Consider the following 23,897-nt stretch of genomic DNA (forward strand, 5'->3'; position numbering starts at 1 on the left):
GCAGCGCCCGGGTGGATTGTCTGTGACCCTGACGGCGTGGACGAGACGCCGGGGCGCGATGCCGTGGAGCTGCGCGTTCACGGCATCTCCGGCGTCACCGCCGAACGGATCCTCGACCACCCGATCGTGGTCCGGGTCGCCGGGGACACCCACGCGGGCTTCTTCCGGCCCCGGCCGGGCAGCGGCACCGCCGGCGGCGCCACCGACGGAGTCGCCGTCGAGGCGTACCGCTGGGGTTCGCTGACCGCCGGGGCGGCGGTCCGGACGGCCTCGATGTTGCTGTTGCTGCCCTTCATGCTGAGCAACCTGGCGATCTGGCTCCGGCCGCCCGGGCACGACAGGTGGGGGTTGCTCGGCGTGCTGTGCCGGCTGCTCGGCGGCACCCTGACGGCCACGTTCATGCTGGCGGCGGTGGGCGTCACGCTGGACCTGGTCGGCTGGCAGTGCGTGCCGTACCCCGGGTGTCGGGCCAGCCGCCCCTACCTGGCCTGGCTGCACGCCGTCCCGGCCGGGCCCCGGCTGGCCCTGCTGTCGGTCGTTCCCCTGCTCGCGCTGCGGGTCGTCTGGGCCATCGGCACCCGGTCGGCGCGGGCGTTCGAGGGGTTCGGCCCGTCGTCGGTGCAACGCGGCCTGCCCGGCGACCGGACCGAGCGCCTCACCGACGCCGGCTTCTGGCAGGACGAGCAGACCACGGGTTGGCTGCGCCAGATCCACGTGGTGCTCGGCATCGGGACGCTGAACGTCGCCCTGCTCGCCGGCATCTCACCGGGTGGGGTCGGCGCGCCCGGTCACGGCGCGCTGTTCGGGATCGCCGTCGGGCTGCTCGGAGTCGAGGTGGTCCTCCTCGCCCTGCCCGCGCCGCCCAGCCCGGCGCGGGCCCGACGGTTCCTGCGCCCCCTCTGGGCGGCCACCGTGGTGGTGACCGTGCTGTGCCTCGGCTCGGCAGTGCTAGCGGACGCGACGCCGTCCGGCTCGGGCAAGCTGCCCGGGTACGAGGGCGCCGCCGCCGGGGTGGTCGCCACGCAGGGCGTCCTGCTCGTCGTGCTCACCGTCGTGACATACACCCGGCAGCGTGCTGCCCGCGACGACGAGCGCCCGGTCCTGCGGGGGCTCGGCACCCCGATCATGGCGGCGGCGGCGGTGAGCGTCGGCGCGGCCTTCACCGCGACCCTTGTCTACCGCGTCGCGGACATCCTCGACCACGGCGACATCCCCGACCCGATCCGGCCCAACCCGCCGATCGTCGGCCCGCTGGACCCGCCGGTGGCCTACTGGTGGGCCGCGCTCGCCGGGCTCGCCGCGCTGCTGATCGGCGCGGCGGTGACCTCGGTGACCCTTCTGCTGAGCCGGCGACGGCGACGGAGGCTGGCGGCGCGGATCGTCGAGCGGGACTACCCCGACGTGCCGGCGCAGGAAGCGCACCGGCTGCGCCTGGTCCGGGAGACCATCGTCCAGTCCCGGATCACCGAGGAACTCGGCCCGGTGCTGCTCGCGTTCCTGCTGATCGCGTCGCTCGGGCTGGCCACCGTCGCCTTCGACGTGATCGGGATCGGTCCCACCCAGCTCGCGGACCGGCTGGGCGGGGACGGCGGCGCGGCCGTCGTGCTCGCCTACGTCACCGACGCCGGTGTCTGGGTGATCAGCCTGCTCGTCATCTGCCTCCTGATCCTCGGATTCCGCGCGTACCGATCGGCGCAGACCCGGCGGGTGGTGGCCGTGCTGTGGGACCTCGGCACGTTCTGGCCCCGAACGGTCCACCCGTTCGCGCCGCCCTGCTACGCCGCCCGCGCCGTCCCGGAGCTGGCGAAACGGGTCACCGGGCTCACCGCGCGCGGGCCGGTGGTCATCTCCGGACACAGCCACGGCTCGGTGCTCGCCGCCGCCACCATCCTGCAACTACCGCCGGCCGTGCTGGCCCGGGTCTCGCTGTTGACCTACGGCTCACCGCTGCGGCGCACCTACGCGCGGCTCTACCCGGCGTACCTCGGGCCGGCGACGCTCCGCGACCTGGGCGGGCGGATCGGGTGGCGGTGGCGCAACCTGTGGCGGGACACCGACCCGATCGGTGGGCCGATCTTCCCTCCGGGCTCGGACGACCCACCGCCCGGCACCGATGTCGACACTCGACTCCGTGATCCCCACAGCCTGACCGTCGATCCGGCGGACACCGTGCCGCCGCCGATCGAGCGGCACTGGCCGTACCACACCCAGGCCGCCTACCAGGCGGCGATCCGCGAGCTGATCGACCGGTCCGGCTGACTCCACGGTCCGCGCGGAGTTCACGGCACCGTCGCGACCAGGGCCGCGACACCGTCCCGGTCGAGGGTCCCGTCGGCCACCCACACCCGGTACCGGCCGTGCCGGCTCGCGCCGGCCGGCACCACCGCCGGCCGGTCGAACGCGAACGCCACGCAGACCCCCGGATACATCCCGGTCCGCACGAACCACCTGTCGTCCCGGCCGAGGCCCGCGAAGACCAGGGTGTACGCCCCGCCGCCCGACCGGACGCCGGTCAGCGCGAGCCACGGCGCCGCGCTGCCGTTGACCGTCTCCTCCCCGGCCGCGTCGGCGGTGAACACCGCCGGTTCCCCGTCGGCGGCGGCCCGCCAGAAGAACCCGCCGTAGCCGGCCCCACCCGGGCGACCATTGGTGGCCGGGCTGCCCAGGCGCACCTCCCGGTCGTCCGGGGCGACGAGGACGGACTCCACCTCGAGCCGCCAGGCGTCCGGCGCGACAACCGACGCGGCGAGCCACCTCCGTTCGGTCAGCAGCACCTCGCCGGCCCGGTCGCGCCACTGGAGGTCGTGCACGTACCGGCCCGGGGACCGCTCGACCTCGCCGGTGTGCGCGATGACGCCGTGGTCGTCCCGCCAGGTGTAGCCGAGGTCGCGCACGTAGGTGCGCCCGCCCCAGAGGTTGCTGCCGTTGACATCCTGCACCGCGAGGGACGCGCCGAGGTGCCACACGTGGTCGGCGGGGAGCGCGTCGGTGACCACGGTTCCGCCGAGGGTGCGTACCGGGTGCAGGTACGGCCGTGGCCCGTGCCGCGCGTCCAGGGCCGGGTCGAGCACGTACTCGGCCACCTCCGTGGCCCCGACTGTCAGCCGCACCGGCTCCCCACTCACGGCAACTCCCGGCGGCCCACGACGACGGCCGAGACCGACCGGCGGATGGTGGGGTCGGCCAGTCTCGGCCGGCCGACGGTGGTGGCCGACACCGACCGGCGGACGGTGACGGCGTGCAGGGCCGCCACGGTGTAGCCGGCGAGGATCGGCACCGCGACCGGGGTGACCAGGACGGCGAGCAGCCCGGCCAGCGCGACGACCCCGGTGAGCGCGGCCCAGCGGGTGGGCGCGTCGAGGCAGGCGCGGGCGGCGGACCGGGCCGCGGCCCGCCACCGCCCGCCCCCGTTGCCGCCCACCTCGACGACGACCAGCCCGGCGTACCCGGCCAGGCTGGCCGCGATCAGCGCCGTCACCAGCAGCGCCGCCGGACCGCCCGGCACCCGGCCGGTGGCCAGCGCCGCCAGGTCGGCGGCGAGTAGCCCGGCTCCGGCGAGCGCGAGCAGGCTGACCGGCACACCGGGCAGCACCGAGCGGCCGAACCGGCGCACTGTCGTGCGCGCCGACGGCCAACTGCCGGTACGGGTCCAGTCGTGCACCGCCGCGCTGGCCGTGCCCGCCGCCGCGGCGGCGGTGAGCAGTGGCGCCGACGCGAGGGTCAGCAGGATGCCCAGCAGCGCCAGGTCGGCGGCGTCGCGGGCGACGTCGCGCCAGTCCCGCCGCCCGCCGGTATCGACCGGTTCAGCTCCTGATGCCGGTTCAGCCCTTGATGCCACTGGTGTTGATCCCCTCGACGAGCATCCGCTGGAACGCGACGAAGAACAGGAAGACCGGCAGCAGCGACAGCACCGACATGGCGAACATCGGGCCGACCGCGCTCTGACTTGTCGAGTCGATGAACAGGGTCAGCGCGACCGGGACGGTGTAGTCCTCCAGTTCGGACAGGAAGACCAACTGGCGGAAGAAGTCGTTCCAGGTCCAGATGAACGAGAAGATCGCCGTGGTGACCAGCGCCGGGCGGCTCAGCGGCAGAATGACGTGCCGGAAGATGCCGAACGGGCCGGCGCCGTCGATGCGGGCCGCCTCGTCCAGTTCCCGGGGGACGCCGCGCATGAACTGCACCATGAGGAAGACGAAGAAGGCCTCGGTGGCCAGGAACTGCGGGATGAGCAGCGGCAGGTAGGGCCATTCGCCGCCGACCAGCCCGAGCGTGCGGAACAGGATGTACTGCGGCACGATCAGCACGTGCTGGGGCAGCAGCAGCGTGCCGATCATGACCGCGAACCACATGCCGCGCAGCCGGAACCGCAGCCGGGCGAAGGCGTACGCGGCCAGCAGGCAGGAGAGCCCGTTGCCGACGACGGTGAGCAGGCTGACCATCGTGCTGTTGAGGAAGAACCGGCCGAAGCTGACGTCGAAGTTGGACCACCCGGCGGTGTAGTTGCCCGGGCTGAACCGCTCGGGCAGCAGCCCGATGTTGTTGACGATCTCCTCCTGGGATTTGAACGAGGTGCCCACCATCCAGATCAGCGGGTAGAGCACCACGGCGACGATGGCCACCAGGATCAGCAGTCGCAGCACGGGCCGTCCGCCGGGCCGTCGGCGCGCGGTCGGCGGCACCGTGGTCGGCGCGGCGTTCGTCGGGGTCACCGTCACCATCACCGGTCCTCCCCGTCGGAGTAGTGCACCCAGAACCGCCCGGTGCTGAAGAAGATCGCGGTGATGACCGCGATGGCGAGCAGGAACACCCAGGCCATCGCCGAGGCGTAGCCCATGTTGAGCTCGGTGAAGCCGGTGATGTAGAGGTTCAGCGTGTACATCAGGGTGGAGTCGACCGGACCGCCGGTGCCGTTGCTGAGCACGAACGCGGCGGTGAAGCCCTGGAAGCCGTTGATGGTCTCCAGCACCAGGTTGAAGAAGATGACCGGGGAGAGCATCGGCAGGGTGACGTTGCGGAACTGGCGGAACCTGCCGGCCCCGTCGACCGACGCGGCCTCGTACAGCTCGGTGGGCACCTGCTTAAGCCCGGCCAGGAAGATCACCATCGGCGCGCCGAACTGCCAGATGGCCAGCACCATGAGCGTTTCGAGGGCCCAGTCGGGGTCGTTGACCCACGGTTTGCCGGTGATGCCGAAGAGGCTCAGCAGCGAGTTGAACGCGCCGTCGCGGTTGAACATGTTGACCCAGACGATGGCCAGCGCCACACTCCCGCCGAGCAGGGACGGCAGGTAGAACAGCCCACGGAACAGCCCGACTCCGCGCCAGGCGCGGTTGAGCAGCAGCGCGACGCCGAGCGCCGCGGCCAGCTTCAGCGGTACGGCGATCAGCGCGAAGGTCAGCGTCACCCGCACCGCGTGCCAGTACGACGGGTCGGCGGTGAACATCCGTTCGTAGTTGGTCAGCCCCACCCACTCCACCTCGGAGAAGGGGGTGAGGATGTCGTAGTTGGTGAAGCTCAGGTAGAGCGACAGCAACATGGGGATTGCCGTGACACCCATCAGGCCGATGAGCCACGGCGACAGGAAGACGTACCCCGCCAGACCTTCGCTGTGCCGGAAGCGTCCGGGCCCACGCCTCTCGGCGTGGGCCCGGGCGGATCCGGGGCCGCGTCGGGTCGGGTCGGGCGCCGTGGTCAACGCCACGAACAGCTCCTCTCCTCGCCTCGCGGGGCGGTCAGGCGATGGCGGACTTGCACGCCTCGACGAACTGGGCGGCGGCCTCGGCGGGGGTGGCCCGGCCGTACTGCGCGTTCTCGGCGGCCTTGATCAGCTCGGACTTCACCTTGCTGTGCCCCTTGATCGGCACCTGCGGCGACTCGCCGAACTTCTGGGTCAGCTCCGCCTCGACGGCGATCGACTGCTTCATCGCCGGGTCGGTGGTGTCGTCGCTGACCACCCGGCGCAGGTCCAGGTTGGAGGGCAGACCGCGGTCGGTGCCGAGCAGCTTGACCGCCTCCACGTCGTTGTTCAGGAAGTTGATCACATCGATGGCGACGTCCTTGTTCTTGCTGCCCTTGAACACCGACCAGTACATCGAGGCCCGGGCCCACTGCGCGCTGGGGTCGCCGGGGTAGGCGATCACGCCCAGCTCGTCCTTGGTGTTCTTCTTCAGGTCCGGCATCTGGTTGGCCCAGACCCAGGAGGTCGCCGACTTGCCGGTGACCACCAGTTGCTTGGTGACGTCGCTGGAGTTGCCCTCGTGGATGACGTCGGCGGTCGGGGTGGCCTTGCGGTCCCGTGCGCCCTTCCACAGGTCGAACCACTTCGTCACGTCCTCGGCGGTGAAGCCCAACTCCTTGCCCTTGTAGAGGTCCTTGCCCTGCTGGCGCAGCCAGACCCAGAACGCCTTGTAGTCGGCGCTCGGGTCCTGGGTGCCGGGCACCTTCGTCTTGGCGGTGACCTGCTCGGCCCAGGCGATGTGCTGCTCCCAGCTCATCCCGGTGGTCGGCTCGGGCAGGTTGTGCTTGGTCAGCAGCGTCTTGTTGTAGACCAGACCCTGGGTGTTCTCTCCGGCGGCCAGGCCGGCGAGCTTGCCGTCCACGACGCCGTACTGCCAGAGGCTCTTGGGGAACTTGGAGGTGTCCAGCTTGCCGGACTCCTGGTACGGGGTCAGGTCGAGCGTGGTGTTGCGGGCCGCGTACTCGGCGAGGTAGTTGTCGTCGATCTGGAACAGGTCCGGCGGGTTGCCGCCGGCGGTGAGCGTGGCCAGCTTGTCGAAGTAGCCCTGGTTGGCCTGCCAGGTCGTCTCGAAGGTCACGTTCGGGTTCTTCTTGGTGTAGAGGGCCAGCGCGTCCTCGGTCAGCTTGGCCCGGGCGTCGCCGCCCCACCAGAAGATGGAGAGCTTGACCGGCGCGTTCGGATCGGCGGCCCCGCCGTCGTCTCCGCAGGCGGCGGCACCGAACATCAGCGGTGCGGCGACCGTCACGGCGAGCAGGCCACGCAGCAGGCGCCGCCGGGGCAGCGGGGTACGGTGGGCGCGCCCGACGGGCGCGTCAGTGGTGGGGGGCGTTGCGGGGTGCATGTGCGCTCACTCCTCGGCATTAGGAGGCGACGGCGTCACCGGTGGCCGCAGTCGGGCTGCCCGGGCCCGCAGGGCAATGCGGGTCCGGGCCACGCGGTGCGGCCAGGGGACGTGCCGGTCGGGCGTACGGGCCCGGGCCGGTCGAGTCGCGGATGACCAGGTCGGTCTGGAGCATTACCTGTGCGGTGGTACGACGGACGCCGAGCGCCGTGCCGGCACCGGGCCCCCGCGCGCCGCGCGGTGACTCGATGTCCTGTTGCAGCAGCATGTCGACGGCCGTCCGGCCGGCAGCCCCGGTGGGTGTGGCCACCGTCGTCAGTTTGGGGCGGGTCAGCCGGCTCAGGGTGATGTCGTCGACCCCGACGACGCTCACCTCCTGCGGCACCCGGACCCCGAGCGCGTCCAGCCCTTCGATCAGGCCGATCGCCATCAGGTCGTTGTAGGCGAGCACTGCCGACACGCCGCTGCGTCGCACCTGTTCGGCGACGGCGGAGCCGCCGACCTCGGTGGGCGCGTTGGGGCCGAGCACTGTCAGCTCCGCGCCGCCGGCGCGGGCGGCCGCGGCGGCGGCGCGACGCATCTCCCGGTTGGTCCACGAGCTGCGCGGGCCACCGAGCAGCGCGACGCTGCGGTGCCCCAGGCCGATCAGGTGCTCGATCGCCGAGCGGGCGCCCTGCCCGACGTCCATCAGTACGCAGGGCAGGCCGGTCACCTGGCGGTTGACCACGACCAGCGGCACCTCGCGGCTGAGCTGCTCGATCAGGCTGTTGCTCATCCGAGGGCTGCACAGCAGCACGCCGTCCACCTGCTTGGCGAGCGCGTGGACCAGCTCTTCCTCGGCGGTCGGGTCCTCGTTGGTGTCGGCCACGAAGACGTGGTAGTCGCGGTGCCGGGCCTGACTCTCCGCCGCCTTGATCAGCGGCGGGAAGAACGGGTTCGCGATGTCCGCGATGATCAGCCCGATGTTGTGCGTCCGCCCGGTGATCAGGGCCCGGGCGGCGCGGTTCGGCCGATAGCCGAGATCCTCCGCGCACGCCAGCACCCGGACCCGGGTCTCCGGGTTGACCAGGTGCGGCGCGGAGAAGGTGCGGGACACGGTGGAGATGTGCACACCGGACGCCCGGGCGACGTCCCGGATGGTGACTGGCACGGCGGCCCCTTCGTCCGATGTGGTGGCGGTCACGTGGGTGTGGCCCATTAATGCAAACGGTTGCGCCAGTGTCAACGGTCAATGGTTACGGCTTTGTTGCACCCGCACTCCCCATGGTGACCTGTGGCCCCCCAAACACTGACATATGACGCCGATCCCGCTGTCGTCGTTGACGCGATCGGATCGATCGTGATTACTTCATTGCAAACCTTTGCAGGATCACGGGAGGCGATCGCATGTCACCGAGAGCCGCCGGACGGGTCCGCTACGCCGTCGTGGGCACCGGCGCGCGGGCGGAGATGTTCATCCGGGCGCTGGTGCTCGACCACGCCGACACCACCGAGCTGGTCGCCTTCGCCGACATCAACCAGGCCCGCATGGATGCGCACAACCGCTGGCTGGGTGAGCTGGGGCACCGCCCGGTGCCCACGTACCCGGCCGGTGACTTCGCGGCCATGCTGGACAAGGAGCGCGTCGACGTCGTCCTGGTGACCAGTGTGGACGTCACCCACGACGAGTACGTGGTGGCCGCGCTGCGCGCCGGCCGGCAGGTCGTCACCGAGAAGCCGATGACCGTTGACGCGGCACGTTGCCGGCGGATCCTGGACACGGTGACCGAGACCGGCGGCCGGGTGACAGTCGCCTTCAACTACCGCTACAACCCGCTGCACGAACAGGTTCGCCGGCTGCTCGCCGAGGGCGCGGTCGGCGAGATCGGCTCGGTGCACTTCGAGTGGTTGCTCGACGTCCGCCACGGCGCCGACTACTTCCGCCGCTGGCACCGCGACAAGGCCACCTCCGGTGGGCTGATGGTGCACAAGGCCAGCCACCACTTCGACCTGGTCAACTGGTGGTTGGCCGCCACCCCCGTCGAGGTGTACGCGGCCGGCCGCCTCTTCTTCTACGGCGAGGACGGTCGCCGGCACGGCTACGCCCGCGACTACGACCGGGCGCACGGCTCCCCCGCCGCCGCCAACGACCCGTTCGCGCTGCGGCTCGACGCGCACCCCCGGCTGCGCGAGTTGTACCTCGACGCCGAGGCCGAGGACGGCTACCAGCGCGACCGCAACGTCTTCGCGCCCGGGGTGAGCATCGAGGACGACATGGCGGTGCTGGCCCGCTACTCCACCGGCGCCACCATGACCTACCACCTCACCGCGTACGCGCCCTGGGAGGGCTACCGGGTGATGGTCAACGGCAGCCGGGGCCGGCTGGAGCTGGACGTCGCCGAGAACGACTTCGTCGACCGGGGCACCGCCGGCGCGGTCAAGGGGGCCGCCCTGCACGGCGTCGACTCGCCGCCCGAAAGCGGTGGTGCGACGCTGACCCTGCGCCCGTTCTGGGCCCCGCCCCGGCAGATCCCGGTGCAGGGCCGCAGTCGGCACGGGCACGGTGGCGCGGACGCCCGGATGACCGGGGTGCTCCTCGGCGGTCAACCCGACCCGTTGGGCCGCGCCGCGACCGCCGACGACGGCGCGTTGGCCCTGCTCACCGGCCTGGCCGCCAACCGGTCCTTCGAGACCGGTCAGCCCGTCCGCGTCGCCGACCTGCTCACCCCCCGCTGACACAGGAGACGAGGAGTCCCACCCCGTGCCCACGTTCGACCACAACGACCTGCTGCTGCCGCCCGAACCGGGCCAGCGCGCGCTGGCCCGGGAGCTGTACGCCCTGGCGGCGGAGCAGCCCATCATCTCGCCGCACGGGCACGTCGACCCGGCCCTGCTCGCCGAGGACCGCCCCTTCCCGGACCCGGCGCGGCTGCTCATCGTGCCCGACCACTACCTGACCCGGATGCTGCTCAGTCAGGGCGTACCCCCTGCGGATCTGGGGGTGCCCACCCGTGACGGCAGCCCGGTGGAGACCGACGGTCGGGTGATCTGGCGACGCTTCGCCGCGCACTGGCACCTGTTCCGGGGCACCCCGTCGCGGTTGTGGCTGGAGCAGACCTTCCGCACCGTGTTCGGGGTGCACACCCCGCTCGGTCCGAGCACCGCCGACGCCCTCTACGACGAGATCGCGGCCCGGCTCGCCGAGCCGGACTTCCGGCCCCGGGCCCTGTTCGAGCGGTTCAACATCGAGGTCCTCGCGACCACCGAGTCACCGTTGGACGACCTCGCGCAGCACGCCAAGCTCGCCGCCGACGGGTGGGGCGGGCCGGGCGGCCGGGTGGTCACCACGTTCCGCCCGGACGACGTGGTGGACATGGAGTTCGAGGGCTGGTCGACGAATGTGGACCGCCTCGGCGATCGGTCCGGTGAGGACACCGGCACGTACGCCGGTTACCTGGCCGCGCTGCGGGCCCGACGCGCCGCGTTCATCGCCGCCGGCGCGACCTCCTCCGACCACGGCCACCCCACGGCGCGCACCCTGGACCTGACCCCGGCCGAGGCCGAGCGGCTCTACGACCGGGGCCGGCGCGGCGAGGCCGACGCCGCCGACGCGGAGGCGTTCCGGGCGCACATGCTCGTGGAGTTCGCCCGGATGTCGCTCGACGACGGCCTGGTCATGCAGCTGCATCCCGGCGCGGTGCGCAACCACAACAGGTGGTTGCACGCCCGGCACGGCCGCGACGTCGGCGGTGACATCCCGCAGGCCACCGAGTACGTGCACGCGCTCGCCCCGCTGCTGGAGCGCTACGGCAACGACCCCCGGCTGCGGGTGGTGCTCTACACCCTCGACGAGGACACCTTCACCCGCGAGCTGGCGCCCCTCGCGGGCGGGTACGCCGCGCTGCTGCTCGGTGCGCCCTGGTGGTTCCTGGACTCCCCGGAGGTGCTGCGCCGGTTCCGGGAGGCGGTCACCGAGAGCGCCGGCTTCTACAACACCACCGGGTTCGTCGACGACACCCGGGCGTTCTGCTCCATCCCGGTACGCCACGACGTGGCCCGCCGGGTGGACGCCGGCTTCCTGGCCCGGCTCGTCGCCGAGCACCGGCTGCCGCTGGACGAGGCCGCCGAGACCATCGTCGATCTGACGTACCGGCTGCCCAAGCGGGTCTTCAACTTCGGGAAAGGCGAGTAACGGTGACGGTGACCATCACCTCGGTCGAGGTGCACGACGTGCGGTTCCCGACCGCCGCCAGGGGCGACGGCTCCGACGCGATCAACCGTGGTGACTACTCGGCGACGTACGTGGAGCTGGGCACCGACGCCGGCCCGGTCGGCGCGGGGTTCACCTTCACCAACGGCCGGGGCAACGAGATCACCTGCGCGGCGGTGCGTGCCCTGGCCCACCATGTCCGGGGGCGCACCGTCGAGGAGATCACGGCCGAGCCTGTCGCGTTCTGGCGCTCGCTCAGCGCCGACGTGCAGCTGCGCTGGCTGGGCCCGGAGAAGGGCGTCATCCACATGGCGACCGGCGCGCTCGTCAACGCGGTGTGGGACCTGCGGGCCACCCTGGCCGGCAAGCCGATGTGGCGGTTCCTCGCCGAGCTGCCCACCGACGACCTGGTGGCCAGCGTCGACTTCCGGCACATCACCGACGCGCTCACCCCGGACGAGGCGGCGGCCATCCTGGACAAGGGATTGATCGGAGGGGACGGCCGGCTCGCGGAACTCAGGCAGAGTGGTTTTCCGTCGTACACCACCTCGGTCGGGTGGCTCGGCTACCCCGACGACAAGGTGCAGGCGCTGACCCGCCAGGCGTACGCCGACGGCTGGCGGGCGATGAAGATGAAGGTCGGCGGGCCGCTCGCCGACGATGTGCGGCGGGCCCGGATCATCCGGGAGGAGATCGGCCCGGACGCGCTGTTGATGATGGACGCCAACCAGGTCTGGGACGTCGACGAGGCGATCACCGCGATGACGGCGCTGGCCGAGGTGGACCCGTACTGGATCGAGGAGCCCACGCACGCTGACGACATCCTCGGGCACGCCCGGATCGCCCGCGCGGTGACCGAGTTGACCGCCGGTCGCTGCCGGGTGGCGACCGGCGAGGTGGCCGCGAATCGGGTGATCTTCAAACAGTTGCTCCAGGCCGAGGCGATCGGCGTGATGCAGATCGACGCCTGCCGGGTCGGTGGCGTCAACGAGGTCCTGGCCGAGCTGCTGCTGGCGGCGAAGTTCGGCGTGCCGGTCTGCCCGCACGCGGGCGGCGTGGGCCTGTGCGAGTACGTCCAGCACCTGGCGATCTTCGACTATCTGCGGGTGGGCGCCGGCCTGGAGGGTCGGATGATCGAGTATGTCGACCACCTGCACGAACACTTCGTCGATCCGGTGCGGACCCGCGGTGGCCGCTACCTGCTGCCCGAGCGGCCCGGCTACAGCGCCACCATGAAGCCCGCGTCGATCGCGGAGTTCCGCTTCCCGGACGGTCCGGCATGGCGGTGACCGTCGGGGCCTCCCGGCTCGGCCTGGGCATGCTGCGCCGGCTGCCCGCCGAGGCCCGCCCGCTGATCCGGCCGGGGACCGTGCCGACGGGTGTCGTGCACCTGGGGCTGGGCGCGTTCCACCGGGCACACCAGGCCGTCTTCACCGAGGCGGCGGTCGGCGCGGCCGGCGGTGACTGGGGCATCGTGGCCGTCGCCCCGCGCAGCATCGCCATGGTCGAGGCGATCGCCGCGCAGGACAACCTGTTCAGTGTCAGCGCCCTCTCCGCCGCCGGCAGCGCCACCCGGGTGGTGGGCGCCCTCAGCGGCGTGCGGCACGCACCCAGCGACCCGGACGCCGTGGTGGCGCTGCTCGCCGACCCGGCGGTCCGCGTGGTGACCCTGACCGTCACCGAGAAGGCGTACCAGCTCGACCCGGTGACCGGTCACCTGTCCCCGGACTCGGCGCTCGCCGCGGACCTGGCCGGCGGCCGACCCCCGACCACGGTGCCAGGGCTGCTGCTGCGCGGGCTGGCCGCCCGGGCCGCCGCGGACGCCGGGCCGGTGGCCCTGGTGAGCTGCGACAACCTGCCGGCCAACGGTCGACGCCTGCGCGGAATGGTCGAGCAGACGGTCGACCGGGCCGGCGGCGCGCCTGTTGGGCTGGTCGAGTGGGTGGCCGCCAACGTCACCTGCCCGGGCACCATGGTGGACCGGATCGTGCCGGCCAGCACCCCGGAGACGATCGAGGCGGCCCGCCGGGCGCTCGGCGTGACCGACCTGGCCGCGGTGGCCGCCGAGCCGTACGCGCAGTGGGTGATCGAGGACGACTTCCCCGGTGGACGGCCGGGTTGGGAGCACGCCGGGGCGGTGCTCACCGACGACGCCGGCCCGTGGGAGCGGCTGAAGTTGCGCGCCCTCAACGGCGTGCACTCGGCCATCGCGTACCTGGGGGCGTTGGCCGGTCGGGAGACGATCGCCGACGCGCTGGAGATCCCGCACCTGCGCGACGTGCTGCGCCGGCTGATCGCCGAGGACGTGGCGGCGAGCTTCACCCCGCCGGACGGGGTCCGGGTGGTCGACTACGGCGAGCAGGCCCTCGCCCGGTTCGGTAACCCGGCGATCCACCACCGCACCCTCCAGGTGGCGATCGACGGCTCGCAGAAGCTGCCGCAGCGCGTCCTGCACACCATCGCCGACCTGCGCGCGGGCGGGCGGTCCGCGCGCTGGGGCGCGCTGGTCGTGGCGTCCTGGTTGCGCTTCGCCCTGGGGTACGCCGACGACGGCCGGCCGTTGCCGTTCCAGGACCCACTGGCCGGGCCGATCCGTGCCGCGCTGGACGACGGGGCGCAGAGCCCGGCGGGCGCTGTCGACGCGGTCTTCGCGCTGCGCGAGGTCATTCCGGTGGAGGTGGCCGAGGACGACGAGGTCCGCGCCGACGTGATCGCCTGGCTGACCGCGTTGGAACGGCACGGCGTCGAGGCCACCCTGGCCGGTGCCCGGTGACCGGGTCGACACGGGCCGGTCGGCGGTGAGCGGGGCCGGGTCGCCGCCCCGGGTGGCGGTGATCGGGGCGAACGGGCACGGTCGCTGGCACCGGCGGGCGATCGCGCCCCTGCACGCCGCCGGTCGGCTGCGGTTGGTCGCCCTTGTCGACGTACGGCCGGTGGAGGACGACCCGGACGCCCCGGTGCCGCCCGGGGTGGAGGTGTTCACCGACCACCGGGCGATGCTCTCCGCCACCCGGCCGGAGGTGGTGGTGATCTGCACCCCGCCGCACACCCACCTGGCGATCGCCCGTGACGCCCTGGCCACCGGCGCGGACCTGCTGCTGGAGAAACCGCCGGTGTTGTCGCTGGCCGAGCACGAGGAGCTGACCTGGGCGCTCAGCGCCGCCGGCCGGGTGGCCCAGGTCGGCTTCCAGGCGCTCGGTTCGGCGGCCCTCACCGCGCTGACCGACGCGCTGGCCGCCGGCCGGCTGGGTACGGTCACCGGCATCTCCACCATCGCGGCCTGGCAGCGCCCGGACGCCTACTACGCCCGCTCCCCCTGGGCCGGTCGACGGAGTCTGGACGGCCGGCCGGTGCTCGACGGGGCGCTCGCCAACCCGCTGGCGCACGCGGTGATGCAGTGCCTGGCGATCGCCGAGGCGCTCGCGGGGGCGACGCCCTGGCCGGTCGCGATCGAGGTGGAACGCTACCGGGTCCGGCCGATCGAGGTGGAGGACACCGCGGTGCTGCGGGTCCTGTTCCGCGCCGGGCCGCCGGTGCTGGTCGCGGTGACCCTGGCCGCCGAGGAGTTCGTGGCGGGCGAGGTGGTGGTGACCGGAACGACGGGGCGGGCGGTGCTGGAGTACCCGACGGACAGGTTGCGCCTGCCCGGGGACGTGGTGACCCGTCGGGTGCCGGGACGGCTGGGGCTGCTGGAGAACCTGCTCGCCCACCGGGCCGACCCGGTGGGTGTGTCGCTGATCGCGCCGCTGGCCCGTACCGCGCCGTTCACCGCGCTGCTGGACGCGTTGCGGCCCGCGCCGGAGCCCCGGCTGCTCGACGGCGACCTGGTGACCACAGTCGGCGAGGGCGGGGAGCGGGTCCGCCACCTGAGGGGCGTCGTCGACGTGCTGCGCCGGGCGGCCGAGCGGGGTGCGCTGCCGAGCGAGCTGGCGGTGCCGTGGGCGTCCGCCGCGTACCGCGCCGAGCTGGCGGGATAGGGGGCGACGGCAACTGGGGTGCAAACATCGCTCGCACCGCGGCGGGGCACATCGGACAAATCACTGGATATCCCGCCGGAAACGGTGGGGGCAATGCCCGCTGAAGCCGACAACTGCAACATTCCTGCACACGTTTCGTATTGACCTCCATAAAACTACGAACCTACCGTTCCTGGTGACCGCCCCACCACCACCAGCGAATGGGAAGAGTCGATGCGCGCAATCCTCGGCGGCGCCACGGTGATCGCCCTCCTCTTCGGTGCAGCCCCGGCCACCGCCGCTGCCCGCCCCGACGTGTCCTCCGCCGACCGGCTCTCCTGGACGGCCCGCCATCTCGGCCGGCAGGCGCTGCCCGAGCGGGACGGCTGGGCGGCCGACGGCCCCGGCACCACCGGCGGCTCGGCGGCCACCCCGGACCGGACGCGGGTGGTGCACAACCGGGCGGAGCTGGTCGCCGCGCTGGGCGGCGACAACGCCAGCAATGCCACCGACGCCACCCCGAAGCTCATCTACGTCGACGGCGCCATCGACGGCTTCGAAGGACCGGACGGCACCGCGCTGAGCTGCGCCGACCTGGCCGACCCGGCGTACCGGCTGGACGCCTACCTGGCCGCGTACGACCCGGCGGTGTGGGGACGGGTGCCACCGAGCGGGCCACTGGAGGAGGCCCGGGTGCGCTCGGTGGCCAACCAGACCCGGCAGACCCAGATCAACGTCGGCCCGAACACCACGATCGTCGGGCTGCGCGGCGCTCGACTGACCGGACTCACCCTCATGATCGACCGGGCGTCGAACGTCATCGTCCGCAACCTGACCCTCGTCGACGCGCGAGACTGCTTCCCCGCCTGGTCACCGACCGACGGCGAGGCCGGCAACTGGAACAGCCAGTACGACCAGATCTCGGTCCGCCGCAGCGAGAACGTCTGGGTCGACCACAACACCTTCACCGACGGCGACAATCCGGACAGCGCCCAGCCGGTCCACTTCGGTCGGCCGTACCAGGTCCATGACGGGTCGCTGGACGTCACCCACACCGCCAGCCTGGTCACCGCCTCGTGGAACCGCTTCACCGGTCGGGACAAACTGCTGTTGATCGGCTCGTCCAACACCGTCGGCCCGGACGTGGGCCGGCTGAGGGTGACCCTGCACCACAACCTCTTCGACGGCGTCCTGCAACGGCTGCCCCGGGTGCGCTTCGGTCAGGTCGACGTGTACAACAACCACTACCGACTCGGTGGGGACGGCTTCCAGTACGCGCTCGGCGTCGGTGTCCAGTCGGCGATCTACGCGCAGAACAACTTCTTCACCCTGGACGCGGCGCTCGACCCGGCGGACCTGCTCTACGACTGGGGCGGGACCGCGTTGACCGAGCGAGGCTCCTGGGTGCGCCAAGGCGGCGGCACGGCACGACCGGTCGACCTGCTGGCGGCGTACAACGCGACCCATGACCCGGACCTGGCCGCCGACGCGGGCTGGACGCCCACCCTGCGCCGCGACCCCGTCCTGCCGGCGCCGCTGGTTCCCGTCCTGGTGGGCCCGCTGGCCGGCGCCGACCGACTGCCGGTCTGACCGCTCGACGCGCGAGACTCGCGGTCGGGTCGGCGACGCACGGGCTCATCGACGTGGAGAAGATCGGCTATAAGTGACGCATGGACTTCCCGCCGCACCTGGGCAGCATGCCGATGCACGCGATCACCGAGATCCACGGCGAACCGGGCCTGCTGGAGCGTTTCCGGTTGGAGGTCCAGCAGTTCGACGACATCGCTCGGGCGCGGTTGACCGCCGCGCTCGACCTCGCCGCCGAGCTGCACCGCGACGATCGACGCGTCCGCGAGCCGTACCTGAACCACCTGCTGCGGGTGGCGATCCGGTTGATGCACCACTACCAGGTGCGCGACGTGGACGTGATCGTCGCCGGCCTGCTGCACGACGCGGTCGAGGACCATCCGACCGAGCTGGCCGACGGCGACCCGGGCACCGACCCGACCGGAGCCGCGCTGGCCGCGCTCGCCGCGCGGTTCGGGCCGCGGGTGGCCGCCCTGGTCGCCGCGGTCACCAACCCGGTGTACGACCCCGAGCGGGACCGCAACACGCAGTACCGGGAGCACCTGGCGGTCAGTCTGGAACGGGAGCCCTGGGCCCGGGTGATCAAGGTGTCGGACTTCACCGACAACGGCGTGGGCGTGATCCACACGGTCGGGCCGAAGGTGATCTCGTCGGCCCGGAAGTACCGGCCGCTGGTGCCGCTCTTCCGGGACCTGATCGGTCGACCGGACACCCCGTTGTCACTGGCGGTGAAGCGGCACATCTTCGGCCAACTGGACCTTGCCGAGGAGCGGTTCAGCGCCATCCTGGATCAGCCCGCCCCGCACTGACGGGTCGTCGCATCACCCGACCGGGTTCCGCGACAAGTTCTCGAATCTGCGAGGAAACCTCGGGCATTACGGTTGGTTTGCGCCAGATGAGAGGTAAAAACCCTCTCGGTCTATCTTTCGGGCGTGTCACCAATCGAGAGGATTCGGACCATGCGCGACCTTTCCCGTCGTGATCTGCTCAGGGCGACGGCCGTCGGCGCCGGCTCGGTCGCTATCCCGAGCATGATCGCCGGCAGCTCGGCGATCGCGGCCGACGGTCCCGGGTGGCCCTCCGACACGACGTTCCCGCCGGCACAGCTGACCGGCCGTATCGTCCGCCCGCAGAGCCCCGACTACGCGGAGGCCAGCCTCGGCTGGGACGAGCTGTTCGTGCACTATCCGCTGGTCATCGTCTTCGCCCAGGAGACCCGGGACGTGGTCAACGCCCTCACCTGGGCGCGGCAGCACAACGTCGCGCTGCGGGTACGCAGTGGTCGGCACAACCTCGAAGGCTGGTCGAACGTCGACAACGGCATCGTGATCGACGTCAGCGAGCTGAAGGACGTCCACATCGACACCGCCACCCGCACGGCGAAGGTCGGCGCGGGGCTCAACCAGTCGGAGGCGGTGACCGCCCTCGGGGAGTACGACCTGGCGGCGACGACCGGCACGGAGGGGACCGTGGGCCTGTCCGGGGCGACCCTCGGCGGCGGCTTCGGCTTCCTCACCCGCTACCTCGGGATGGCCTGCGACAACCTGATCGGCGCGGAGATCGTCGTGGCGGCGGGCGCAGACGGCGCGAAGGTGCTTGAGGTGGACCCGTGGAATTACCCGGACCTGCTCTGGGCGCTGCGCGGGGCGGGCAACGGCAACTTCGGGATCGTCACCTCCCTGACCTACAAGGTCGCTCCGCTCACCAGCGTCGCCTACCTGCAGGTGACCTGGCCCGGACTCGGCGACCTGCACGAGGTCTTCGACGCCTGGCAGCGCGTCGCGCCCTTCACCGACCCCCGCCTCGGCACCCAGGTCGAGGTGCACCCGACCGAGATCCTGCTGTTCGCGGTGCTCGCGGACGGGTCCGAGGCGGAGGCCAGGAAGCTGCTGACGCCGATCCTGTCGATCGGCAACCCCACGGTCACCGTGCAGATCGGCGGCTGGGGCGACGTCTACGCCGGCTTCCAGATCCCGAACGAGGACGAGCCGGCGAAATGGAAGTTCTTCTCCCAGTTCACCCGCGAGCCGTTCCCGGCGAAGGCGGTAAGCGTGATCCAGGCGTTCATGGAGAAGGCGCCCTCGCCCGACAGCAACTTCTTCACCCAGGCCTTCGGCAGCGGCGCACAACGGCAGGAGCCGTTCGGTGGCGCGGCCTTCCCGCACCGCGACGCGCTCTTCTACTCCGAGCCGGGCGCCGGCTGGGGCACCCGCGGCGAGCCCGACAGCGACGACGCCGTCACCCCGATCGCCCAGGCCTGGATCGCCGAGTTCAGCCAGGCGCTGCGGCCCTACGTGGACGGCGCCTACGTCAACGTGCCGAACATCGGCATGGCCGAGTGGGAGACCGCCTACTGGGGGCGCAACTTCCCCCGGCTGCGCAAGATCAAAGCGAAGTACGACCCGCACAACGTCTTCCAGTACGAGCAGAGCATCCCGCCCGCGACGCACTGACCCGGATGACCGGCGGTGCGGGTCCGCACCCACACGTCGGTCACCTCCAACCCCACCTTTGCCCCACCTTTGCTCTGCACCCACGGACGCGACGGCTACGCTGCGCGACCGGTGCCTATCGGGGTGCAGAGCAAAGGTTCTGCGGGGAACGTCGAGGTACGGCGCCGGCGGGCACGAGAGGGGAACGGCATGCCGGCCGGGACGAGTGGCGCGGCCGCTCACGGATGCGGGAGCGCGGCTCCGGACCTGCCGGCCTGCATCAGGCGTTCCAGCCAGGGTGTCGGGGCGACACCCAGTTCCCGGTCCAGGTCGGCGCGGAACAGCTCGAACCGGCGTACCGCCTCGTTGATGTTGCGCTCGGCCAGGTGCACGGTGATCAACGTGCGGGTGGCGCTCTCCCGCAGCGGCTCCAACTGCACGGCGGTCAACGCCACCTGCGCGGCCTCACGGAACCGGCGCTGCGCGGTGAGCCACTCGGCGAGCGTCTCCAGCGCGTACAGCCGGGTCTGGCGCAGCCGTTCCCGCTCGATCAGCACCCAGTCGTCGTACCAGCCGGGCAGCAGCTCACCGGTCGCCAACGTCGGCACGCCGGGGCCGACCGCGACCGGCACACCACCGCTCAGCAGTGCGCCGGCCGCCGCGCCCAGGGTCGCCACGTCGCTGGTCACCCCGGCGGCCAGGGCCAGCCGGTCGTCCTCCTCCACCAGCGGCTCGGGGGTGATCCGGTGCAGCCGCCAGAGCATGGTGCGCAGGTTGGCCCGGGCCCGCTCCTCGTGCGAGCCCGGCCAGAGCGTGCCGGCGGCCTCGGACCGGGCGCACCGCTGGCGTACGCCGAGGTAGGCCAGCAGTCGGCGGGCGCCCTGCGGCACCGCCACCTCCCGCCCGTCGCGTTCCAACCCGAACCCACCGAGCAGCCGCAGCACGTACCGGGCGGGCTGCCCCGCGTCGGTCTCGGTTGCCCGGGTGCGACGGTCCTGCGTTACCTCGTGCACAGCCATGCTTGCGCCTCTCGCACCCGATCGCCCCGTGGCAGGTCCACGCTCGGGTGTGGACGGTCGATGCGCCAGCGCAGTGTCGTTTCACCGACCCGGCGAGCGGCGTAGATCAACCGTTCGCCGGATCGGGTCCCGACCGTTCAGCGAAGCTTGCTCAGCGTCCGGGCGTACGCGGTCCACTCGGCGGCGTCGCCGACCTCGGCGCGTACCCCGGCCTCCTTCATGATGCCGAGCACCTGCTCGGGCTGTGCATCGGCCAGCTTGCCGAGCGTGCTGATCCCGGCGCGGGTCAGCGCGGCCCGGGCCTTGGTCGGCACACCGGCGAGCATGGCGATGTCGGCGTCGGCGACGTTCTCCAGCTCGGCCTCGATGCCGAGCGCGGCGGAGACCGCCGACTGCGCGCCGACGGTGGTCCGGACGATCACCGCCTCCCGCTCGCTCACCTCGGCGAACATCGCGTCCACACTCTGGTAGGCGGTCTCGGCCGGCAGCACCTTGAGCACGTCGCGGACCGTCCGGCCGTCGGCCAGCTCGTCGTCGCCGAAGAAGCGGATGAACTCCGTCAGCTTCACCTCGCGCGGGAAGCGCTGTCGGACGTCGCCGTTCTCGGCCGCGTACCGCTCCAGATAGGCGGCGCCCCGGACCTTCGGGCCGGCGACCACGTCCACGCCGAGGGTCTCCACGGCGGGCAGCACGATGGTCCCGGCCTTGGTCTGCCAGATGCTGACCTTCTTGTCCAGGAACATCGTGGTGCCCATGTACTTGCCGAAGTCCAACGTGCTGATGTAGTTGGGGATCTGTTCGATGACGTGTGGGCCGAGGGTCACCTTGTTCTCGTGCACAGTGGAGTGCAGCCGGTTGATCTCCGCGCGGATCTCGTCGAGCAGCCGGCGCAGGCTCACCCGCATCGCCGCCATGCAGGAGAACGCCTTGGCCAGGTCGGTCCCGAGGTGGTCCAGGTCGTGCTCGATGCGGTGGAACCGCTCGTTGAAACCCTGCTCGCCGGGGGTCTGACCGGCCTGCACCACGTCCTCGCCGTCGACCCAGTCGCTGTGGGCGAAGGTGCGGGCGAACGGCGGCGGCGCGCAGCCCGGCTCCACAGCGGGGAACGACTCGGCGTAGCTGAACACCCGCTTCGCGCTGCCCACGTTCTCGTAGATCCAGGACGAGACCAGCACGCTGGCGTCCGACTGCGGGATGCCGTGTTCGGTGAACATCCGGTAGAGCTCGGTGACGGTCAGCCCGTCGTAGTTGATCTCGCTCGCCATGATGATGTCCCTCTCAGAGCTGGTCGTACACGCCGCGGTGCCGGCGCTGCTGGAAGGTGCGGAAGGTGCGGGCCACCGCCGGGCGCAGCGGCTCGGCCGTGCCGTCGTCGTCGAGGTCGACGTGGTCGCGCCGAATGCCGAACGTGTTGATCTCCACCCCGAGCGGGCAGACCCGCGTCAGCGCGTTCATCAGCCGTTCGTACTGCGCCAGGGTCAACGTCACCCCGTCGGGCAGCTCCACCCGGAACTCGTACGGGTCGGTCAGGCCGGTGCGCACGTAGGAGAGCGCCACCACGGCGACCAGCCCGGCGTGGGTGGGGCGCAGCGTGGTCCGCGCGCCGACCGCCTTGATCTCCGCCGTGCCGCCGCCGAGCCCGACGGTGTACCAGCGGAATCCGGTGGCCCGGCGCTCGCTGAGGTTCAGCCCGGCCTGGGGCAGGCCGATCACACTGCACACCAGCAGCACCCGGTTGCCCGTCTCGACGAGCGGCAGCGCGGCGGCGAGGTGCCTGTCGCGCAGCAGCCGGACCAGCCGGGCCAGCCGCTCGCCGGCGGCCGGCTGACCGGCGATCAGCGCGCCGGCGAGGGCCGCCGGCAGCTCGATGGTCTCCACCAGCTCGTCGGGGAGCCGGTTCAGCGCGGCCACCACCGGCGCCGGGTCCCGCACCGCCGGCAGGCCGGCGGCGGCCAGCACCTGGTCCACCGGCTGCCCGGCCGGCCGGGTCGGCACCGCCGCCCACCGGGTCCGGGCCACCGCGTCGGTCAGCGGCGCCCACGCCGGCTCCCCGGAGTCGGTCCAGGCCCGCGCGGCGGCGGACAGACCGGCCAGCAGCAGCGCGTTGCCGGCCGGGTCGCCCGGCGCGTAGAACTGCGCCTCGACCGCCGTGTCCGCGCCGAGGGCCGCGCTCAGCGGCGCGGTCACCGCCAACCCTCGGGTGGGCAGGTGCGACAGGTACATCCGGGTGGTGCTGATCCGGTGCACGGTCGGCAGCCCGCACACCCGCCACAGCCAGGCCAGCTCGCCGTCGGCGCTCACCGTGGGCACACCGGCGGCGCGGGCCGCGGCGATGAGCGCCTCGGCGGTCCGGTCGCCGGTGGGTGTCCGGCCGGAGTCCAGCACCCGGTTGCGCAGATCGGTGGCCTGCGCGGGGGTCGGCCAGCTGACGTCGACGCCGAGACCCAGCTCGTAGCGGCTGCCGCCGGCGTCGTCCTGGGCCCGGGTCACCTGCCACACGATCGTCGAGCCGAGCGCCCGGCAGACCCGCCCGGCGCGGTCCAGGGCGGCGGCCAGCGGCGGCGCGACGCCGTGGGCGCTGTCGAAGGTGTACGACTGACGCAGGCTGGCCCGCAGGGCGGTGACCTCGGTCAACCGGCTGGCCGGCAACGCCCGGCCGGCGTGCGTGGTGTTGTTCGGCGGGGTGTTGGCGGGCAGCACCAGGCGGTCGCGGCGCAACTGGGCGAGGAAGTTCGTGCGGTGCTGCGGATCGCCGACGGCGACCAGCCGGATCGCCACCGCGAACCGGTCGTCGTCCTCGCGCACTGTGAACCGTGCGCCGCCGGGCAGGTCGGCGAAGAGCCCGGCGTTCGGGTCGGTTTCCGCGCCGGGGCCGTTGAGCAGGTGGCGTACCGCGCCCGGGGTGGGCAGCAGGAACCGCCGGTAGAGCCCGAGCCGGTGGGCGTACGCGGCGTCCGGCTCACGGGCCGGCGGGGCCAGCCGGCGCGCGTACACCTCACCCTTGGCCGGCTCGTGCACCAGCTCGTCGACGAAGCGGGCCACCCCCACGTCCGCGCCGATGCGGTCCAGCGCGTCGCGTCGGGCGTGCGCGAGGGTCCGGTACGCGTGCACCTCCCGGGCCGCGCGACGCAGCCGGTGCTTCTCGTACGACACCAGGTAGAGCAGCCGGCCGAGGTTGCCCTCCAGCACGGCCAGCTCGACCAGCCCGGTGAGCGCCGTACCGGTGACCGCCGTGGCGGCGCCGCCGTCGACGGACCGCTGGACCGCCACGGCGACCGGGAACGACGCGACAAGCGGCTCGTCGGAGGTGTCCGGCACGTACGCGGGCACCGACGCCCCGGCGGCCGACCAGGGCGCGAAGACCACCGGCGGCAGCACCCGCTCGCCGGTCCCGCCCGGGTCGACGGTGACCGTCACCCGCACGGACTCCTCGACCAGGTCCCGGCGCAGCACCACGGTGAGCAGCGGGTGTCGGCTGGTCCAGTCCACCACCGCCGCGCCGCTGGCGGCGATCGGCACCACCACCCGCCGGACGGTGCCCGGGTACGGGCCCTCCAGTTGGTCGACGAGGTTACGTTCGACGGACGGGTCGGCCCCGTCCACCGGCACCCGGATGTCGGTCACCATTGCCC

18 protein-coding genes are annotated in these 23,897 nt (G+C 72.4%); 9 read left to right on the forward strand and 9 right to left on the reverse strand.

The window, feature by feature from the left end; all coding sequences use genetic code 11:
* Nucleotides 1-36: 36 nt before the first annotated feature.
* Complete coding sequence (locus tag ACQP0U_RS16565; protein WP_433307997.1) at nt 37-2,259, forward strand: hypothetical protein; 2,223 nt, start codon at nt 37-39, stop codon at nt 2,257-2,259.
* 20 nt (nt 2,260-2,279) lie between these two features.
* Here the strand turns inward: ACQP0U_RS16565 and ACQP0U_RS16570 are convergent, their stop codons facing one another.
* Genes ACQP0U_RS16570 through ACQP0U_RS16595 form a run of 6 tightly spaced genes read right to left on the reverse strand, consistent with a single transcriptional unit; the run spans nt 2,280 to nt 8,232 of the window.
* A complete protein-coding gene (locus ACQP0U_RS16570) occupies nt 2,280-3,125 on the reverse strand; it encodes a PmoA family protein (protein WP_433307999.1) in 846 nt (281 codons plus the stop codon).
* Nucleotides 3,122-3,838 (reverse strand): hypothetical protein, encoded by a 717-nt coding sequence (locus tag ACQP0U_RS16575; protein WP_433308000.1) that lies wholly within the window; start codon nt 3,836-3,838, stop codon nt 3,122-3,124. Before ACQP0U_RS16575 ends, ACQP0U_RS16570 begins: the two co-directional genes overlap by 4 nt.
* Entirely contained in the window at nt 3,822-4,721 is a 900-nt protein-coding gene (locus tag ACQP0U_RS16580) for a carbohydrate ABC transporter permease (protein ID WP_433320898.1), read from the reverse strand. Before ACQP0U_RS16580 ends, ACQP0U_RS16575 begins: the two co-directional genes overlap by 17 nt.
* Nucleotides 4,721-5,704, reverse strand: a complete 984-nt coding sequence (locus ACQP0U_RS16585) for a carbohydrate ABC transporter permease (protein ID WP_433308002.1) — start codon at nt 5,702-5,704, stop codon at nt 4,721-4,723. The genes ACQP0U_RS16580 and ACQP0U_RS16585 overlap by 1 nt, the downstream gene beginning before the upstream one ends.
* Nucleotides 5,705-5,735: 31 nt before the next feature.
* A complete protein-coding gene (locus ACQP0U_RS16590; RefSeq protein WP_433308004.1) occupies nt 5,736-7,082 on the reverse strand; it encodes an ABC transporter substrate-binding protein in 1,347 nt (448 codons plus the stop codon).
* A gap of 19 nt (nt 7,083-7,101) precedes the next feature.
* Complete coding sequence (locus tag ACQP0U_RS16595; protein ID WP_433308006.1) at nt 7,102-8,232, reverse strand: LacI family DNA-binding transcriptional regulator; 1,131 nt, start codon at nt 8,230-8,232, stop codon at nt 7,102-7,104.
* A 236-nt stretch (nt 8,233-8,468) separates the two neighbouring features.
* On the opposite strand from ACQP0U_RS16595, the gene ACQP0U_RS16600 reads away from it, so the two are divergent.
* From ACQP0U_RS16600 to ACQP0U_RS16635, 8 genes are all read left to right on the forward strand, one after another.
* Nucleotides 8,469-9,797, forward strand: coding sequence for a Gfo/Idh/MocA family protein (locus ACQP0U_RS16600; protein WP_433308008.1), 1,329 nt, complete (start codon nt 8,469-8,471; stop codon nt 9,795-9,797).
* 25 nt (nt 9,798-9,822) lie between these two features.
* On the forward strand, nt 9,823-11,253 hold the full coding sequence (uxaC, locus tag ACQP0U_RS16605) for a glucuronate isomerase (protein WP_433308010.1): 1,431 nt from the start codon (nt 9,823-9,825) through the stop codon (nt 11,251-11,253).
* A 2-nt stretch (nt 11,254-11,255) separates the two neighbouring features.
* Nucleotides 11,256-12,560, forward strand: a complete 1,305-nt coding sequence (locus ACQP0U_RS16610; protein ID WP_433308011.1) for an enolase C-terminal domain-like protein — start codon at nt 11,256-11,258, stop codon at nt 12,558-12,560.
* Nucleotides 12,551-14,044, forward strand: a complete 1,494-nt coding sequence (locus ACQP0U_RS16615; protein WP_433308013.1) for a mannitol dehydrogenase family protein — start codon at nt 12,551-12,553, stop codon at nt 14,042-14,044. The genes ACQP0U_RS16610 and ACQP0U_RS16615 overlap by 10 nt, the downstream gene beginning before the upstream one ends.
* Nucleotides 14,034-15,248, forward strand: a complete 1,215-nt coding sequence (locus ACQP0U_RS16620; protein WP_433308015.1) for a Gfo/Idh/MocA family protein — start codon at nt 14,034-14,036, stop codon at nt 15,246-15,248. The genes ACQP0U_RS16615 and ACQP0U_RS16620 overlap by 11 nt, the downstream gene beginning before the upstream one ends.
* A gap of 213 nt (nt 15,249-15,461) precedes the next feature.
* Entirely contained in the window at nt 15,462-16,817 is a 1,356-nt protein-coding gene (locus ACQP0U_RS16625; protein WP_433308017.1) for a pectate lyase family protein, read from the forward strand.
* 80 nt (nt 16,818-16,897) lie between these two features.
* A complete protein-coding gene (locus ACQP0U_RS16630; RefSeq protein WP_433308019.1) occupies nt 16,898-17,623 on the forward strand; it encodes an HD domain-containing protein in 726 nt (241 codons plus the stop codon).
* Between the two features lie 150 nt (nt 17,624-17,773).
* Nucleotides 17,774-19,267, forward strand: a complete 1,494-nt coding sequence (locus tag ACQP0U_RS16635; RefSeq protein WP_433308021.1) for an FAD-binding oxidoreductase — start codon at nt 17,774-17,776, stop codon at nt 19,265-19,267.
* A 218-nt stretch (nt 19,268-19,485) separates the two neighbouring features.
* Here ACQP0U_RS16635 and ACQP0U_RS16640 read toward each other — a convergent pair whose 3' ends face one another.
* The 3 genes from ACQP0U_RS16640 to ACQP0U_RS16650 form a co-directional block, all read right to left on the reverse strand.
* Nucleotides 19,486-20,265: an AfsR/SARP family transcriptional regulator gene (locus ACQP0U_RS16640; RefSeq protein WP_433308023.1), complete on the reverse strand. Its 780-nt coding sequence runs from the start codon at nt 20,263-20,265 to the stop codon at nt 19,486-19,488.
* Between the two features lie 137 nt (nt 20,266-20,402).
* Nucleotides 20,403-21,530 carry a hypothetical protein gene (locus ACQP0U_RS16645; protein ID WP_433308025.1) on the reverse strand — a complete coding sequence of 376 codons (1,128 nt, stop codon included), beginning with the start codon at nt 21,528-21,530 and terminating at the stop codon, nt 20,403-20,405.
* Between the two features lie 13 nt (nt 21,531-21,543).
* Nucleotides 21,544-23,892: a hypothetical protein gene (locus ACQP0U_RS16650; protein ID WP_433308027.1), complete on the reverse strand. Its 2,349-nt coding sequence runs from the start codon at nt 23,890-23,892 to the stop codon at nt 21,544-21,546.
* Nucleotides 23,893-23,897 lie beyond the last annotated feature (5 nt).

The organism is Micromonospora sp. CA-269861, from assembly GCF_050948505.1.
GTDB lineage: Bacteria > Actinomycetota > Actinomycetes > Mycobacteriales > Micromonosporaceae > Micromonospora.